The organism is Cellvibrio sp. KY-YJ-3, assembly GCF_008806955.1.
In the GTDB taxonomy this organism is placed as follows: domain Bacteria; phylum Pseudomonadota; class Gammaproteobacteria; order Pseudomonadales; family Cellvibrionaceae; genus Cellvibrio.
In genome coordinates this window covers 3312958-3329449 of sequence record NZ_CP031727.1, presented here as the reverse complement: position 1 = coordinate 3329449, position 16492 = coordinate 3312958, and the positions used below count along the sequence as shown (strand labels likewise).

10 protein-coding genes and 1 pseudogene are annotated in these 16492 nt (G+C 47.6%); 5 read left to right on the top strand and 6 right to left on the bottom strand.

Annotation, left to right across the window (positions count from 1 at the left end; all coding sequences use genetic code 11):
- Positions 1 to 379: 379 nt before the first annotated feature.
- On the top strand, positions 380 to 715 hold the full coding sequence (locus tag D0B88_RS14020; protein ID WP_151057932.1) for a hypothetical protein: 336 nt from the start codon (positions 380 to 382) through the stop codon (positions 713 to 715).
- A complete protein-coding gene (gene mobF, locus D0B88_RS14015; RefSeq protein ID WP_151057930.1) occupies positions 712 to 3486 on the top strand; it encodes a MobF family relaxase in 2775 nt (924 codons plus the stop codon). Before D0B88_RS14020 ends, mobF begins: the two co-directional genes overlap by 4 nt.
- Before the next feature lie 316 nt (positions 3487 to 3802).
- On the opposite strand, the gene D0B88_RS14010 is transcribed toward mobF, so the two are convergent.
- The 6 genes and pseudogenes from D0B88_RS14010 to D0B88_RS13985 form a co-directional block, all read right to left on the bottom strand.
- Positions 3803 to 4285: a Mov34/MPN/PAD-1 family protein gene (locus D0B88_RS14010; protein WP_225318375.1), complete on the bottom strand. Its 483-nt coding sequence runs from the start codon at positions 4283 to 4285 to the stop codon at positions 3803 to 3805.
- The gene (locus D0B88_RS14005; RefSeq protein WP_151057928.1) at positions 4282 to 6069 is read right to left on the bottom strand and encodes a ThiF family adenylyltransferase; all 1788 of its coding nucleotides are present in this window, start codon (positions 6067 to 6069) and stop codon (positions 4282 to 4284) included. The genes D0B88_RS14010 and D0B88_RS14005 overlap by 4 nt, the downstream gene beginning before the upstream one ends.
- Entirely contained in the window at positions 6062 to 7240 is a 1179-nt protein-coding gene (locus tag D0B88_RS14000) for a metallohydrolase (RefSeq protein WP_151057926.1), read from the bottom strand. The genes D0B88_RS14005 and D0B88_RS14000 overlap by 8 nt, the downstream gene beginning before the upstream one ends.
- A 50-nt stretch (positions 7241 to 7290) precedes the next feature.
- On the bottom strand, positions 7291 to 8070 hold the full coding sequence (locus D0B88_RS13995) for a hypothetical protein (RefSeq protein ID WP_151057924.1): 780 nt from the start codon (positions 8068 to 8070) through the stop codon (positions 7291 to 7293).
- 539 nt (positions 8071 to 8609) lie between these two features.
- Positions 8610 to 9234 (bottom strand): annotated as a pseudogene (gene istB / locus D0B88_RS13990) (IS21-like element helper ATPase IstB); the annotation flags it as partial.
- 756 nt (positions 9235 to 9990) lie between these two features.
- Entirely contained in the window at positions 9991 to 10725 is a 735-nt protein-coding gene (locus D0B88_RS13985; protein WP_151057922.1) for an AraC family transcriptional regulator, read from the bottom strand.
- A 109-nt stretch (positions 10726 to 10834) separates the two neighbouring features.
- Between D0B88_RS13985 and D0B88_RS13980 the strand changes: the two genes are divergently transcribed.
- The 3 genes from D0B88_RS13980 to D0B88_RS13970 are packed head-to-tail and all read left to right on the top strand — an operon-like array spanning position 10835 to position 16439.
- Positions 10835 to 11686, top strand: coding sequence for a sugar phosphate isomerase/epimerase (locus tag D0B88_RS13980; protein WP_151057920.1), 852 nt, complete (start codon positions 10835 to 10837; stop codon positions 11684 to 11686).
- 47 nt (positions 11687 to 11733) lie between these two features.
- Entirely contained in the window at positions 11734 to 12879 is a 1146-nt protein-coding gene (locus D0B88_RS13975; RefSeq protein WP_151057917.1) for a Gfo/Idh/MocA family protein, read from the top strand.
- A 35-nt stretch (positions 12880 to 12914) separates the two neighbouring features.
- Entirely contained in the window at positions 12915 to 16439 is a 3525-nt protein-coding gene (locus D0B88_RS13970) for a PVC-type heme-binding CxxCH protein (protein WP_151057915.1), read from the top strand.
- Positions 16440 to 16492 lie beyond the last annotated feature (53 nt).

Here is a 16492-nt window from a genome sequence, read left to right as displayed (position 1 = left end):
GAAGGTAATCTGTTTCGTGAGTGATCATCGGTAGTCAGGAGTTAGTTGTGACTAATAAATTATTATTGAACCAAAATATAGGAACCGTGAATAATCTCTATTTTGAAATAGATGTGGATTTCTTTCATAACGTGCACGTGATGTGTATTTTTAAAAAAACATCCCACTGCTTAAGCAGTGGGATTAGAAAGGTAAACGTTATATCTGTAGCTAACGCTACAAATATAACGGACACCTCACGCACACTTGTGCAGATGTGTTTTCCTGCGGAAAAGCTAGAGTAATGGTGACTCAAAGAGAAAAAGTTAGTATGAGTCATTGATGACTCAAGCGGCTAAAAAACCAATAATAAAGTGACCCAATAGTGAGTATAAGAAAAATGAGCGCATCACATCCTTATCGTATTCAGCTTCATTGCTGTAAAAAAATGAATCAACAAATAAAAATTTTTGCCGAAGAACGTGGTTTAAGCCAAAGTGCAGCTGCTAGGTTACTTATAGACCGTGGGCTTTCAAAAAATTCTGATGATATTTCTAATCAAATTGATAATTTGAGTCGTGTGTCGTCAGCGATTTTGCATGCATCAGTCGTAGCAAGAATCATGGCGTCTGAAGCGGCAAAGCAATCAGGCTCAGACCTTTCTGGTGACGAATTGAAATCCCGCGCTGACAAGATGCTCCTCCGATATCAGCACCAGGAGCGGGTGAGCTTATGATGACCCTATCTCCGATTCGAAGTGTTGAACATGCGATAACATATTACGAGCATAGCGACCATGCTGACTACTATGCCGCAGGTGAAACGTGTGTCTCAAGATGGGCTGGTAAAGGAGCGCAGAGCTTGGGCATAGATATGAAGCCCGTGAGCCGCGATCTATTCAGTTGTTACCTTAGGGGCGATATTGCAGGGCAAAAACTCGGGGCTTTCAGGAATGGTGAGAATGAGAGAAAGCCTGGCATTGATTGCGTTCTTTCCCCACCCAAAAGCGTTAGTTTGGCTGCTTTGGTTGGTGGTGATGAGAGAGTTATTCATGCCCATGAAGCTGCTGTTGATGCCGCAATTAGAATGATGGAAAAGCATGCAGCATTTATTCGTGAGCACACTCTAGATGAATACGGCCGTGATCAGTTTGATCACGTAGCTACCAGTAACCTGCTGTGCGGGGTGTTCCGCCACGATACATCGAGAAGCTTACAGCCCCAGTTACACTCGCACATAGTAGTGATAAACGCTACAGAAAAAGAGTTGGGTGTTTGGCGTAGCATTGAATCTCGCCATCTGTATTGTGTACAGATGAAAGTGGGATTGCATTATCGTCAAGAATTAGCAGCAAACCTCAGGAAATTAGGCTATGGCATACGAAGAACCCAAAATTCTAGTTTTGAAATTGAAGGGTTTTCTGAGGATATTATTAATGCATTTAGTAGCAGACGTGATGCCATTGATGCGGCTCTCGATGAACAAGGTCTTACACGAGAGTCAGCGCCAGCAGCGTTAAAGGAGAAACTCGCACGCCGGTTGCGTGATAAAAAGGAATTCGTCGAAAAAATGGACTTACTTAATAGCTGGCAAAAATTAGAAGATGAATTCCGGTTTGATAGTCGTGACGTAGTACGAGAGGCGGTCTGCCGCGCCTCCGAAGTTAATCATTTGGAGCGCGTCAGTGATGAATGCTTTAGTCGGCTTAAGGATATTTACGAAGATTGTGTTGATGATCTGTTTGAGAGGGATTCAATTGTGTCCCGGTTGAGGCTTGTTGACCAGATTAATCAAAAGGCTGTTGGTTGCGGCGTTTCATCTGAGGCGATTCAACGATGGATTTCTATTGCGGAGGCAAATGGCAGTCTCCTTAAGCGCTCCTTGCATGAATATTCGAGCCAGTTTAAAAATTGGCGAGAAGTTGTGGGTTATACGACTCCTGAAATTGTTGCCCGTGAAAACTCCCTGCTTGATTGTATTGGTCGTGGTAATGGAGCTGTTAAAAGTTTAGTGGCTTCGAACATTGTTGAAACCTATATTTCTCAGGCAAACCTAAAAAGCCAAGCAAATGGTTACGACGAATGGAATTTGAGCCAGCAAACTGCTTTGCGCGGATTGTTACAAACTCATGCTTCTTTCGTTGCATTGCAAGGCTATGCCGGAACGGCAAAAACCAGTACTGTTTTGCGCGAATTCTCTGAGATTTGTGTGAGCAAAGGTTATGAAGTTGTTGGAATGGCTCCTTCATCATCAGCTTGTAAATCACTTTTGGAAGGCGCGGGACTGAACTCAGCTGTAACCGTCGCTAGCCATCTTTTGCGCGTGTCTTATGCTAAGAATTCAAAAAAACAGCAAGTGTGGATTGTGGATGAGGCTTCACTTCTGAGCACACGGGATATGCACCGGTTGGTCATGTTGGCTGAAAAGCGGGCTGCCCGTGTAGTGTTGGTGGGTGATGTTCAGCAACTTGGCTCAGTTGAGGCGGGCGCAGCTTTTCGACAATTACAAGAATTTGGAATTGAAACATTTAAACTTGATGAAATTGTTCGTCAACAAAATGAGAGCGCATTATCAGCTGTGTATGCCGGTATAGAAGGTGACGCCAGAAAAGCGCTTCAATTATTGGAAGGCGAGGGAGGAAGTGTTACTCAAGTTGATGGTGATAAAACAAGTCGGTATAAAAAAATCGTCGAGTCATGGGTTTCGTTAACCTTAGATGAGCGCGATAAAACCCTGATAATAGATCCAAGTCGTGCTGGACGGCGGGAACTTACCAGTGAAATCCGAGAGGCTCTAAAACAAGAAGGTATTATCGGTGAAAAATTTTTAAATACTGCACAAGTTGAACGTGTTGATCACACTCGCTCTTCCCGTACAGATGTTTTCAATTACCAAGTTGGTGATTGCCTCCTGTTCGGAAAAGATTACAAAAGGCAGGGAATCACTAAACATTCCTATTGGCGTATCGTGGAGCGAAATCCAAGAAAAAACACATTAACAATTGCAGATAAATCGGGCCGCCAGCTGGTTTGGAACCCTAGAGGTATATGGGGGGCAAGCAGCCAAGCGTATCGACCTGTCGAGGCGGAGCTTGCAATAAGTGACAAAATTATTTGGACTTTAAATGATCGCCGAAATGGTTTAATTAACGGAATGAAAGGCGTAGTGGATTCAATTGATCAAAATGCGAAAACTGCTCGCATCTCTTTTTCAAGGAGTAAGTTTGTCACGGTTGACCTCACTGAAACTGCTAGCCTGCACTGGTCTCATGATTACGTTACGACAGCACATGCTGCCCAAGGGCAGACAGCAGATAGAGTGATTTATCATGCTGAAAGCTTTCGCCGTAATCTTGCATCACAGAAATCTTTCTACGTCTCTATCAGTAGGGCCAAGCATCAAACTTTGATTATAACTGATGACCGTGCGGCACTAGAACAACAGATTTCTGAGCACATTGGTGAAAAACAAAATGCAATTGAGCAATTCTATTGTCAAGTAATGTAGGGGGGTAATCATAAGTTGAAGTAGCTTAGGTGTGTCAACTAGAGTCTGGGAAGTCCAGTTAGAGTATTTCAAAATAATTGATAGCTTACGGATTGGCTATATCACATGCGGGAGGTAAAAAAGCTGATCGGATTGCTTAAATTGATTGAGCTGCTGACAAATAAAACGATAGTGCTTTCTGCAAAGAAAATGTAGATGAAAGTTAGAGCAATGGTTAAATTATGATTTCGTAATGGATAAGGAGCAGAATGCCAAGTTGCGCTCCTTCAGTAACTTTTATGCTTAGTCAAATTACTCATTACAACTGTTCTAGAGATTAGTCGGACAGCGGAGATAAAATATATGACATCGTTGCAGAATGGAACGATACATGAAGACCGAACGGAAAGTCTGACAATCCAACAATTACCATTAGGAATCCGGGTAAGTCATGATCACTTAATCGAACCAAATCGTAGATATTAGTCGTATCAGTAGGAGATGGGCGTGGTGACTTTTCGCGGTGCGTATGCCAATCTCCGATAAAATGTAAATTACGCTCATACCTCTCCGAAATTTCCACTTTTTCAGCCGCACGATCAGGAACGTATTTATTTCGCCCTCTTTTATCAGTGTCTCGAGGTCCGGTAACGTCGGTTATCTTGGTGACAGTACTGTCCTTGCTCAAAGTAAAGAAAAGTTGTCCTCCCGCTTCAAGAGAGCAAAAATGACGCTGCTTAAATTTTTCAAAATGCTCCAACACTTCAGAAGAAAACTCAACGATCCCCCACTGAAGAGGAAGCTCATATCGTAAGGTCATGATTTCTCCGCGCAGACAGGGCACTGACCGCAGTAGGGAACTGATCTAGAATATTCAAAAGGACCTTGATATTCAGCCGGGCGGTTTTGTAAATGCGTTGCTGACCATTCTCCTCCAGCTTGCTGAATATCCTCCGTCGAACCTGCGTATATTCGATGAGACGGAAAACTGGCACTTCCTTTTAATATATCCAAGCATAGTCGAGCAACCAGAATCTCCGCGTTAGCAAGATCCAATGGCCCATAAGGTTGAAAAAGAGTGCCGCACGCAGGTTCAGCTTGTTTCTCTCTATCTGATTTCCAAAGCGTCTCGGGAATTCTCAGGTTGCCATTCTCATTCAAAATACAAAATAATGAAGGGGTGGAATTATTCAGCGCAATCGCATGAGCCGCTGTTCCGTGCTCATCAAGCCAGCCGAAGGCTATAGGGTATGTGGGTTTTGTTCGTGCATACCACTCCGCTAATTGCCCATCTGCGGGCCATTCCCCTAAACACGAGACCAATACATTTACATCACTGTCAAATCCGACGGTTCTCTCAAAATAAGTCTGCCACGGCATGCGAAACCCTTGGGCATGGCTTACGTGCGGAAAACGCGACCGAATATGTTTAGCAAGTTCGTGAGCCTTCGACTTATTAACTGAGTCAATGCCTAATGCGTGGCGACCGACGTTTGCGGGAACCAACAGTTCTGGGTCGACTAATGTCAAATTACCTACACCTGCTTGAGCTAAGCGTATTGCAACTTGTGATCCTAAAGATCCACATCCTAGAACTAGGATATGTGCTTGCTGCACAAGTTTGTGGTGTGGATCTAAATCTCGGCCATGAACCCATTTTGCTTCATATCGTTCTACAGCAAGACATTTGAGCTCACTGTATTTATTCCAGATTATCTTCTTAGATGCCGAACTTAACTTAGTTTTTTTTCGAAAGCCTTTTAGCTTGGATTTAGTGACTGCGCTCAACTGCATAGCAATGACACCCACACCAGTAGGAGAGTTTGCAGCTAAAACGAATAGTGAGCGTGTTGTATGTTGGCACCCGGATAGTAAAGCATCAATACTCTTTGTGCAGCGGCTTAATAACGAGAAGAGTTGGTTTGGATTTTGCGGAAACGGAGGATAAGGAGCTTCCGCTAAAAAACCAAAGATTCCTCGCTCCAACGTGGGCTCGCCTTTAAACCCAATATTTTGAAGCCAGGAGCAAACCTGCTCCTTAGTTTCACCAACCAGCGTGTATTTAGCTCCTCGCCAAACTTGTATAGTTCTAGAATTAGTGTTGTTCAAGTCAAGAAGAGAGCGGATTGGAATGGAATCTTCAGCTATGTTTTCTCGACGCTCCCAATAGGACAAAAACTCTCGCCTGAACTCTTCTTTTAAAAAATCTGGATTCTGACACTTCTCAATAAGAACCATCGCTTCGAAAAACGATGAATAAATTGCAGCGTGAACATCTCCATTTGGAGCATTTTTTTTTGGCAAGCATAGTAGCCCTGTTACGTCATCAACATGAGGCCACTTCGTGTATACATTTTCAGATTTATAAGCAAGCCTTATGGCGCTATAGGGAAATTTTGAATCAATTAATATATGGAAGGCAAGTACCTTTTCATCTACAACAACATTGCCGCTCCAGCCCGCGATAAATCTTCCTTCTCTGTAAAGGTTTAGTGAATCCTTCGTCAGTGCCACCACCGACGAAAGATTTTGTCGCAACCAAGAAGATAGCAGTCCCTTCGATCTATCGAAATTGCTATGAGCGGCAAGCAGCGTATTAGGCATAGCGCCCGCCACCGTCCTTTTCGACTTTTCGAGGCATCGCTGCTGCCAAGCCACTTAAGAGCCCGCCTTTATTTTTCTTTGATGGTCTTGAAGGGCCGTTGCGATCTATCTCTAGTGTGAGCACATCATTTTCGCACTCAGATGCTGTACACAGAAATTCGCCACTACGAGCAGAAAGAATGTCAATGTACTCCTGCTTCGCGCGGATGCAAGGAGGATCTTTGTCATCTTTGATTTCCTTGCAGCTTGCGACGATGAAAGATTTTTCTGCTGCTTGAGCCAAGGCTTCTCGCGCATCTTGACTGACTTTCACAGAATCTCCTTTATCGCTCCAACTGTCGTAAGAAAGAGATCGCCAGGAACAATGGTGCGGAGCTTGCAAAACGTTGTAAGTCAATCTATCTGGATGATCGCTGTTTCGCTTCCAAACGCGCTCCCAATTTTCCACTTGCGCGTCGCCGCCAGTCAGGAATAACCCTGCACCGTCCATACCATCAGCATGAATCGCAAAACGAATCACAGTGCTAGAATGGTTTTTTCCTGTTAGTTGCTCAAGTTCATCATCACATACCAATTGGGGGGCAAGTAACCACGCACGAAAATCGCCCTCTTCCACCCCGCAAATCTTAACGATTTCAGTATTGGTCTTAACAAGGATTTCAGTTAAGTCGTCAGTTTTATTATCCTTGTCCTCGCCCAAGATTTGAATTAAATTTCCGCTCCCTATGATTTCCTTCCTCGTCGCCGATTTATACAGGCGAGCCCTCCGACGAGCCTCTTTCCACCAAGCGTCCGCGTCTGGACAAAGACCTCCTTCAACCTCTTTTTGACGCCGGAAAATAATGGGAGATGACCACATTTCTTTAATTAAAATTTTATCTTCGGACTCATTCCATTCATCAGGTTGGCCTAAATGAAAGTGTCGCTCCAATCCAGAGCAGTGATCCTTATCCGGGTGAGTCAGTAGAAATACATCAACATACAACCGTCCATCTTCATCGCGATCTAATCTTGATCGGAGTAATGAGGCAACATCGATAGTAGTCGAATCATTCTCGTCATCCGCAGCTTTCCGAATATTGATATCTATCAGTATTCGACGCCCACCATTTAATGTAAGCAAAGTCATATCGCCATTGTCTACAGGGAAAAACTCTATTCTTGCACCCATAACCTTCCTCACTAGTTGAAAATATTGAAACCCTTTTGTGCAAAATGAACCTACGATACTTTCTTATGATTAGAGCTCTCCAGAGACCTGAAAAGCGCGACCGCATATTCATCTGCCGAGTGCAAAACAAAGCGGTCGTTGATAATGAAGAGCCAGACGGCAAAATATCCAAGATTCGCGAGAAACAACGCATACAGCTGCCATCTGATCATCACGTCTTCTAAAATTTGGTTTAAACCTTCATCAATCGGATGGAGAGCGTGATACCAGCTAATCAAATTCACTGCGATTGCAATCGTAAGAATGATTAGACCGATGGGTTTTAAACCCAAAAGATTTCGTCGAAATCCGTAAGAGGCGAGCTCGTGGTGAACCAGCCAATACTCTTTCGTCCTTCTATTTTCAATTAGGCACTTAGTTGCCGACTCGTACTTGAGATCAGCTTCCGCAGGAGACGCAAACTCTTGCTGCTCAGTCGGTAGTGTGAGCAATTTTCCACACAATTTTTGAAGGGCAGAGTGATACCTTGCTTTAGTAAAGGGGTCAATGGAGTCATCTCGATGACGAAGTAACGTTGTAGTTCTTGCCCCTTCCCATTGGCGGAAAAGCCGAAGTTCAGCCCGCTTTCCACAATGCCGAGCGATGCTGGATAACAGGAATAATCCGCCAAAAGCTCCAATGAGGCCCGCCACCATCTTTGAATTACTTCCGGTGATCAGTTGTGGATGTAGAAAACCCAATGTCCAAACCAATGGAGCGAAAGTGAGCAGCGCAGGATATAGCCGGGCGGTGCGAGCATACCCATCAAATAGTCTTCCCAAATTATTCATTTGTTATTATCAACTCCATGTCTCAGAAATTAATCTTTAAATGGAGTATATGAGGCGGGCTTTTCATAATTCAAGCGCCAATTGATTAAATATTCACCCTACAACGAAAGACTCGATAACGATTAAGATTGGCGCGAAGGAAGAGGGCGCCTCGGCCGGTGCAACGTCTACAAAAAAGTAGGGCATTGCACAGGAATTTAGGTCTAGACTTAATTTCCTATTTCAAAATGTTCCTCCCCTGAGTTAGACGAGCTAGTTAGGTCGTAATCAAATCTCGAGCCATCGCCAATTCAGTCCTGTCGCTAAGCTTATTGAGCGAATCCAATCCCAACTTTCGAATATCCCCCTGAAATAGGCTGGCTCACCGCAAACTTTTCAGACGTCAGGGCCAAACGACGGCTCTGAGCGGATTGCGCGCAACTCAGAAAAACAACCCTCTACCGCATCTAACTTGCCAATTCGCTACGATCTACGAGCAGTCTGTTGATTTGCATTTAAAACTGACCCACCCTGGATGGTTTATTTTACGGGTTTGGGGTGTGGGTAACTCGATCCAACAATGCCGTTGTCATCTTTGTATCACCAAATACCTTCGACCATTCGGCAAAGCTGAGATTGGTGGTGATGATCATGCTGGTGCATTCGTACAAATTGCCCATCAAGTGAAACAACAGCGCACCACCGGTTTGACTGAAGGGTAAATGACCCATCTCATCCAGAATCACCAAGTCGGTATGCATCAAGCGCGACGCAATTTGCCCAGCTTTACCTTGTTGCTTTTCTTTCTCCAACGCATTCACTCATTCAATTGTCGAGAAGAACCGGACACGGCGATGCAGCTGTTCAATCACTTGAATGCCGATGGCACTGGCGAGATGGGTTTTACCCGTACCGGGGCCACCGACAAGTACAACATTCTGTGCGCTATCCATAAAGTCACCTGCACACAATTGCCGGATCAATGTCTCATTGGCCATGCTGCTCGTAAAATCAAAACCACTGATATCACGATAGGTGGGGGAATTTAGCGGTCTTCAGTTGATAGGCTACCGAACGCACCTCGCGCTCGGCCAGCTCTGCTTTGAGTAAATGATCAAGGATGCCAGTGCTCTTCTGGAATGCCAGTGCATCCTGTTCAGCAAGATCGTTCAGTGCTTGGGTCATGTTATAGAGTGTGAGTTATTTCAGTGCGGGGATCATGGGATTAGTGTGCATGGTGCCCTCCGTGTGTACCTATGATTTGTGCTCGCAGGTTGTCGTAGCGATTGACGCTAGCGAGTGGTTCAACTCTCAGCGCCAATGCAGGCGGTACTTCAATCGGCGGGATGTGTGTTCCCTCTGCTAATCGACTCAGGAGATGGATCACGATTTGTTTGGAGGTGGAATCGGTTTCCAATGCGAACTCTACAGCGGTGAGACCATACTGCTCATCGTGAAGTAATACGAGCACAAAGATACATGACAAATGAAATTTCATGAAAGCCTATGAGATTACAATGACTTTCAAATTTTTAAGTGTAGGTTTTTGTGTGGGTTTTTCGTATTTATTCTATAAGTTGTTGAAATATAAATGGTAAACACCTTTGCATCATCGGTGTGTGCTGATCTGTTGGCTCTATTGCATTCATTGTGTAAATGTCTTTTAAGTAATTGATTTATATATAAATAATTCTATTGTTGGCGGGCTGCAAGGTGCTGGTTTCGCTGCGCTGATGACTTGGCCCAAATAAGAGTTGGGCATTATCCCACAGTCTGGTGCTTGGCGGCGCCCCTCGATTTTCAATGTTATGTCATGATTTTGAGCTGGCTCAAACCCAGAAATAATCTGGATTAGAACGCAAGTTTTACACTTGGGGCTGTTACGTGCTCTGCAAAATACTTCCGCAAATAACAGTGTGGGTTATGCAGAGATCGATGTGATCACCCAGTAGTGCGGTAACGCTTGCGATACACCAGCGGCGTCATTCCCAAAATGCGTTTGAAGTGGTGAATGAAATTGCTGTGATCGTAAAAGCCACAGTCGATGGCGATATCGGCAATAGGTTCGATGGTGTATTTCAGACGATCACTGGCAATTAGCACGCGCAAGCGAATTAAATATTGCGATGGGCTAATACGAAAGGTGTCGGCGAAACGACGTTCAAGTTGTCGTTCGGAAAAACCAAATTGTTTGGCAATATCGGGGACGCTCAAATGCTCCGCATAATGTGAGCGAATATATTGAACCACTTGAAATAGCGGATTTTGCGAGTAGTCCAACATTCGCTCATAACTTTGCACTATGCCGCAAAGTCCATGAATTTTTCCGCTGCGTTCAAAGAGCGGAAGTTTTTGCGTAATAAACCATTCCGGTAGTCCTTCGCGGGTCGGAAACAGTTCAATTAAATTTAGTAAAGATGTGCCATTTTTTAGTAAAAGTTCGTCATCGCGGCGAAATTTCTCTGCCATGTAGAGCGGAAAAAGCTCCTCATCACGTTTACCAAAAAGCTCATCCGGCGAGCGGCAACCACAGCGTTCCGCAAACGCCTGATTACCAGTCATGATGCGGCCTTCGCAGTCTTTCACAAAATACATCACGTTGGGCATGTAGTCGAAAAGCTGTGCTGGCGAGTGTCGTGGATCTAGCTGGGTTAGCCAATCATCAAAATGGTTCATGTCGGAATCGTACAATTTTATTACGGTAGGGTACAAGCGCCAGCCGGAGCGGGCAGGCTAGCATGGCACCACATCATAATAATTGTTGAAGCAGGAGTTCGTTGATCCCATGAAATTTGGCGCTAGTACCTGGCTCTGGACCTCTCCCTTTACCGACCAGCAAATCACACTGCTCGAAAAAATTGCAGGACTAGGCTTCGATTTTGTCGAACTGCCGGTGGAGGACCCGAGCCACTTCTCGGTAGAAAAACTAAAGCCGGTCTTAACGGACTTGGGCCTAACGGCGGTGATTTGCGCCGCCGTTACCAAAGAGCGCGACCTGAGTGCAGGGAGTCTCGCCACGCGCAAACAGGCGTTTCATTACTTTGAGTCTTGTCTTGTGCTAGCAGAAGGGCTGGGGTCGCCTTGTGTGGTGGGCCCGCTGTACGCGCCGGTCGCTAAAGCGCGCCTGGCAACGGAATCCCTGCGCTCTGCGGAGTGGGATAGATCCGTCGCGAGCCTTGCACAATTGGCGCAAACCGCCGGCAATTGTGGTGTGCATTTGGGGCTGGAGCCGCTCAACCGCTTTGAAACCGACATGATCAATACCGTTGCGGATGCGCAACGTTTTCTGCAGCAGGCGGACAGCCGCTATCTGGGTATTTCACTGGATAGTTTTCATATGAATATCGAGGAGACTGATTTCCATCGCGCTATCACTCTGGCGGGTGAAAAACTGATTCATTTGCAAGTATCAGACAGCCATCGCGGTGTGCCGGGTGAGGGCAATAGTGACTGGGCTGGGTTGCGCGCAGGGCTGATCGAGATCGGTTATGACGGCACTATCGGCATTGAAAGTTTTTCACCGGATGCCTCCAGTTTGGCAGAGGCGGTGTGTATTTGGCGCCGCTTTGCCAACACGCAGGATGACTTTGCGCGCGATGGCCTGGCGTTTTTGCGCCAGTGGTGGGCAGGCGCTTAACGCTACTTTTAAAAAACCTATAACAGGTATCACAGGAGATTCGAACTATGTCTGCGACGTTAACGGCTAAAAAATTGAGAGTTGGTCTTGTCGGGTTGGGGTTTGGGGCGGAATTTATCCCTATTTATCAGGCTCATCCGCAGGCGGAGGTGGTGGCTATTTGCCAGCGCAACCAACAAAAGATGGAGGCTCTGGTACAGCAGTTTGGGATAGCGGCCAAGTGTTATACCAACTACGAAGAGATGCTCGCCGACCCTGATGTCGATGCAGTACACATCAATACCCCCATTGGCGATCACGCGCGCCACACCTTGATGGCATTGGCGGCGGGCAAACACGTTGCCTGCACTGTGCCCATGGCTACCTCGGTGGAGGACTGCGAGCGTATCGTGCAGGCGTCGCGCGATAGCGGCAAGGTGTACATGATGATGGAAACCGTGGTTTACAGCCGCGAATTCCTGTTTGTCAAAGAGCTATATGAGCGCGGCGAGCTGGGCAAAATCCAGTTTTTACAGGCAAGTCACCAGCAGGATATGAACGGCTGGCCAAGCTACTGGGAAGGCATGCCGCCCATGCATTACGCCACTCACTGTGTCGGCCCGGTGTTGGGGCTAGAGCGCAAGTTGGCCAAAGCAGTCTCCTGTGTGGGTTCGGGTCGTATCCGCGATGAGTTGGCGCAAGTCTATGGTTCGCCGTTTGCGGTAGAGTCTTGCCATATCCAGTTGCAGGATTCCGATGTGGCGGCACAAATCCATCGCTCGCTGTTTGATACGGCGCGCCAGTATCGTGAGAGTTTCAACGTTTACGGATCGCTGAAGTCCTACGAGTGGCCCTTGGTCGAGGGCGAAGAACCAGTTATTCATACCCTGGGCAAACCCGAGCCAGAAATTCCGGCATGGGTAGATGTGCCCGATTATGCCCATTTGTTGCCTGAGTCCATCCGTCACTTCACCGGACGTGGTGTGTACGACGCCGACAGCAATCAGCACCTGAGCTTTACCCAAGGGGGCGGACACGGTGGTTCACATCCGCATTTGGTGCATCAGTTTATTCGCGCGGTATTGGAAGGGCATAACGCTTATCCCAACGCGGTAGAGTCCGCCAATATCAGTTGTGTGGGAATCCTTGCACATGAGTCTGCGCTTGCGGGTGGCACATTAATGACCATGCCTGCATTCACGCTCGTGCAGTAAATCGTGTAATCGCTATTTTTCTGAAAGACATAACTATGAAAACTATAAATAACTACACCATCCAACGACTGTTTACCTTGATTCTGTTGCTTACCAGCGCCGTATTTCCCCTTAATAGCGCTCTGGCAAACAGCGAAAAAGGCATCATCAACTTACTGTTTATTGGCCATGACAAGCGTGAAGGCTCGGGCTATCACCTGTCGTATTTATATGCTCCCTTGTTGAACCAATCGCTCGGGCGCGAAAAAATTCGCATGGAGTACCATGAGGATTTAAGCCAGCTGACCGCTGAGGGTTTGGCGCAATTTGATGCGGTAATGCTCTACGCCAATTACGATCAAATTACGCCTGCACAAGAGGCCAGCCTGCTGCGCTTTGTGGAGCAGGGCGGTGCCTTTTTGCCCATACACAGCGCCAGCGCCTGTTTTAGCAAATCAGACGCTTACGTGAAGTTGGTGGGCGGTCGTTTCCACAGCCACGGTTTGGAAACCTTCACTACCCGTATTGCGCCGGGGCAAGAAAATCACCCGGTGCTCCGTGGTTACAAAGGCTTTGAAACCAAGGATGAAACCTATGTACACCGCGACCACAACGAGGACGGACGTACCGTATTGATGCTGCGCGACCAGGAGCCCTGGACCTGGGTGCGCGAGCAGGGCAAAGGTCGCGTGTTTTACACCGCCTATGGTCACGACGAAGCGACTTGGGGACAGTTGGAATTTCACGATCTGCTGATTCGCGGCATTTTGTGGAGCGTAGGCGACGAGAAACGCAAGGCGAATCGCGCGCTCGCCAAATCCCTGCCAACGGCCAAGTATGAGGACAGAGGCACTATTCCCAACTACCGTAAAGTGGCTCCGCCGCCACAATATCAACATCCACTCAAACCGCAGGAAACCATGGCCTTGAGCATGGTTGAAAAGGATTTTGAGCTGCAGCTGTTTGTGGCTGAGCCAGATATCGCCAACCCTGTGGCCTTTGCCTGGGATGAGCGCGGCCGCCTGTTTGTGGTGGAATCACTGGATTACCCCAATGAATTACGTGCCGATGGCAAGGGTTCTGATCGCATCAGTATGTGTGAAGACACGGATGGTGATGGTCGCGCTAATCGCTGTTCGGTATTCGCCGATGGTTTGAATATTCCCACGGGCATAGTCGCGGTCAATGGTGGCTTTATCGTTGCCCAGGCGCCGCATTTTCTGTTTTTAAAAGATACCAATGACGATGGCAAAGCCGATGTACGTCAGGTGCTAAACAGTGTCTGGGGCATAGAAGATACCCATGCTGGTCCGTCGAACCTCCGTTACGGTCACGACAATCGTATCTGGGGCGCGGTGGGTTACTCGGGCGGGCGCAGCGAGACCCAAGGTGAGTTTCAAAACATGCTTTATCGCATGGATGTGGATGGCCGCAACATCGAACCTATCGCCCAGCTCAATAACAATACCTGGGGCTTGGGGTTGAGCGAGGATTTTGAAGTGTTTGGTTCCACTGCCAACAATGCACCTGCATGGCATGCGCCGCTGTGGCGGAAATATGTCTATGGTCAGCACGAGCAGCTGGCGCCAGGCATGGCCGCTAAAATCGATAACTTTCCCCAAATTTTCCCAATCACCCACAATTTTTTGCAGGTGGATTCGCACGGTCGTTACACCGCCGGTTCCGGCTTTAACCTTTATACAGCTCGCGCGTTTCCCGAGCGTTTCTGGAACCGCAGTGCGTTTATTGGCGAACCTACCGCCCATTTGTTAGGGCAGTTTTTTCTGGAGGAAAACGGTAGTAGCTACCGCGCGAGCAATCAGGGTTCCCTATTAACCAGCACCGATGAATGGTTGTCACCGGTTTATTCCGATGTAGGGCCGGATGGCCAGCTATGGGTTGCTGACTGGTACAACTTTATTATTCAGCATAATCCTATTCCTACTAAAGAATCTGCCGGTTTTGATGCGGTAGTCGGCAAAGGCAATGCGCACGAAAACCCGCTACGCGACGGCAAACACGGGCGCATTTATCGCCTTGTGGCCAAGGGCGCGCCTGCCTATAAGCCACTGGATTTAAGCAAGGCAGATACCGCCGGGCTGGTTGCAACCCTGGCGAATGACAATTTATTTTGGCGGATGACTGCCCAGCGCAAGTTGGTACAAGAAAAGCGGTTTGATTCAGTGTCTGCGCTGCGCAAAATTTTGTTGGCTGAACCCAAAATCGATGCCATCGGTTTGGATGTGCAATCCATTCATGCTATCTGGACCTTGCAAGGCTTAGGGCAGTTCACCATGGCGGACAAAACAAATGTCGCGGCCATCAAGCGCGCATTGCAACACCCATCACCTGCAACACGCAAAAATGCGGTGAAAGCCTTGTTGGAAAGCGGTTCTCCCGCTGACTTGGTGGCGGCAGCTGCCAGCCTCGATGATGCAGATGCTAAAACCCGACTTTGGGCGCTTATTGCAGTCGCACAACAAAAACCATCCAAAGTGGCGGCGCAAGAATTATTGCGTTTACGCACGCAGCTGCCATCCGACTCATGGCTGGCACAAGCCTTTACCCTGGCAACCTTGCGCCATGGCGACCATTATTGGGCGGCGCTAAATCGCGCGGATGTTGCTGTCAAAGGCAGTTTTTTCCAACACTTCGACACACTGGAACAAACGCCGGAATACATGCTTACCCGGAAGATGCTTGCGGGCGAATCGGGCGATCTCACAAAAACCATCGCGAGCTGGCAGCGCCTGCCAGATCAGCGTTTGCCGTTAATGGCCACGGCGTTATTGGAAGTTTGGCGCGACCTGCGCCGGGAGCCAAGTGCATCAGAGCTAAAGGCTTTGCAGGGCTTACTTGATCAGTTTGATAGCGAATCGCAAATGGTATTTAAGCTCCGGGCTTCAGGGCTTGCCCTTAAATACAATAATGTGGATGAGGCGACCTACGCCAAGTACTACGAGCAGTATGCATTCAAGCCGCAAGTGTGGCAGTGGGCATCACCGGAGAGTGGCGTTGTGCTTTATCGCCAGCATTGCGCCAGTTGTCACGGCGGTGATGCAGGTGGCGATGCTGCATTGGGCGCACCTGCGCTAGCGGGGCTGGACCACGCCTATGTACAAACGCAATTGCAGAAATTTCTGGTGGGGTTGCGTGGCACGCACTTTAAGGATGTGGATGGCATTTCCATGCGCGCCGCTGTTGATTTCCTCCAGCCGGAGCTAGAGCGTATGCGCAATATTTCGCACCTGTCCCATCATGTAGCGAAGTTGCCTAGCGTGAAACAACCAGCGACGGTCAAAGGTGATATACAGCGCGGGGCCCAGTATTTTGCAACCTGTGTAGCCTGTCATGGAGCTGATGGCAAAGGTAATGCCGATCTGGGAGCGCCGCGTATTGCGGGGCAGGCGGATTGGTACTTGCTAAAACAATTGCAAAAATATCGGGCGGGAGCGCGCGGTGCAGATCCACGCGATGTTGCTGGTCAACAGATGGCGGCAATTGCCAAAACTCTGGCGGATGAGCAGGCACTGAAAGATGTTGTAGCTTACATCCACTCGCTGGATGCATCTGCTCAATAGTGTGCTTTTGAAGGCTCAAGACAACCACGACATGGCGCGCCTTCCCGGTGCCA

What these genes read in the sequence shown, in the direction of transcription:
- mobF (WP_151057930.1), top strand. Translation starts at nt 712, where the DNA reads ATGATGACCCTATCTCCGATTCGAAGTGTTGAACATGCGATAACATAT.
- D0B88_RS14000 (WP_151057926.1), bottom strand. Translation starts at nt 7,240, where the DNA reads ATGGGTGCAAGAATAGAGTTTTTCCCTGTAGACAATGGCGATATGACT.
- D0B88_RS14010 (WP_225318375.1), bottom strand. Translation starts at nt 4,285, where the DNA reads ATGACCTTACGATATGAGCTTCCTCTTCAGTGGGGGATCGTTGAGTTT.
- D0B88_RS14020 (WP_151057932.1), top strand. Translation starts at nt 380, where the DNA reads ATGAGCGCATCACATCCTTATCGTATTCAGCTTCATTGCTGTAAAAAA.
- D0B88_RS14005 (WP_151057928.1), bottom strand. Translation starts at nt 6,069, where the DNA reads ATGCCTAATACGCTGCTTGCCGCTCATAGCAATTTCGATAGATCGAAG.
- D0B88_RS13995 (WP_151057924.1), bottom strand. Translation starts at nt 8,070, where the DNA reads ATGAATAATTTGGGAAGACTATTTGATGGGTATGCTCGCACCGCCCGG.
- D0B88_RS13985 (WP_151057922.1), bottom strand. Translation starts at nt 10,725, where the DNA reads ATGAACCATTTTGATGATTGGCTAACCCAGCTAGATCCACGACACTCG.
- D0B88_RS13980 (WP_151057920.1), top strand. Translation starts at nt 10,835, where the DNA reads ATGAAATTTGGCGCTAGTACCTGGCTCTGGACCTCTCCCTTTACCGAC.
- D0B88_RS13975 (WP_151057917.1), top strand. Translation starts at nt 11,734, where the DNA reads ATGTCTGCGACGTTAACGGCTAAAAAATTGAGAGTTGGTCTTGTCGGG.
- D0B88_RS13970 (WP_151057915.1), top strand. Translation starts at nt 12,915, where the DNA reads ATGAAAACTATAAATAACTACACCATCCAACGACTGTTTACCTTGATT.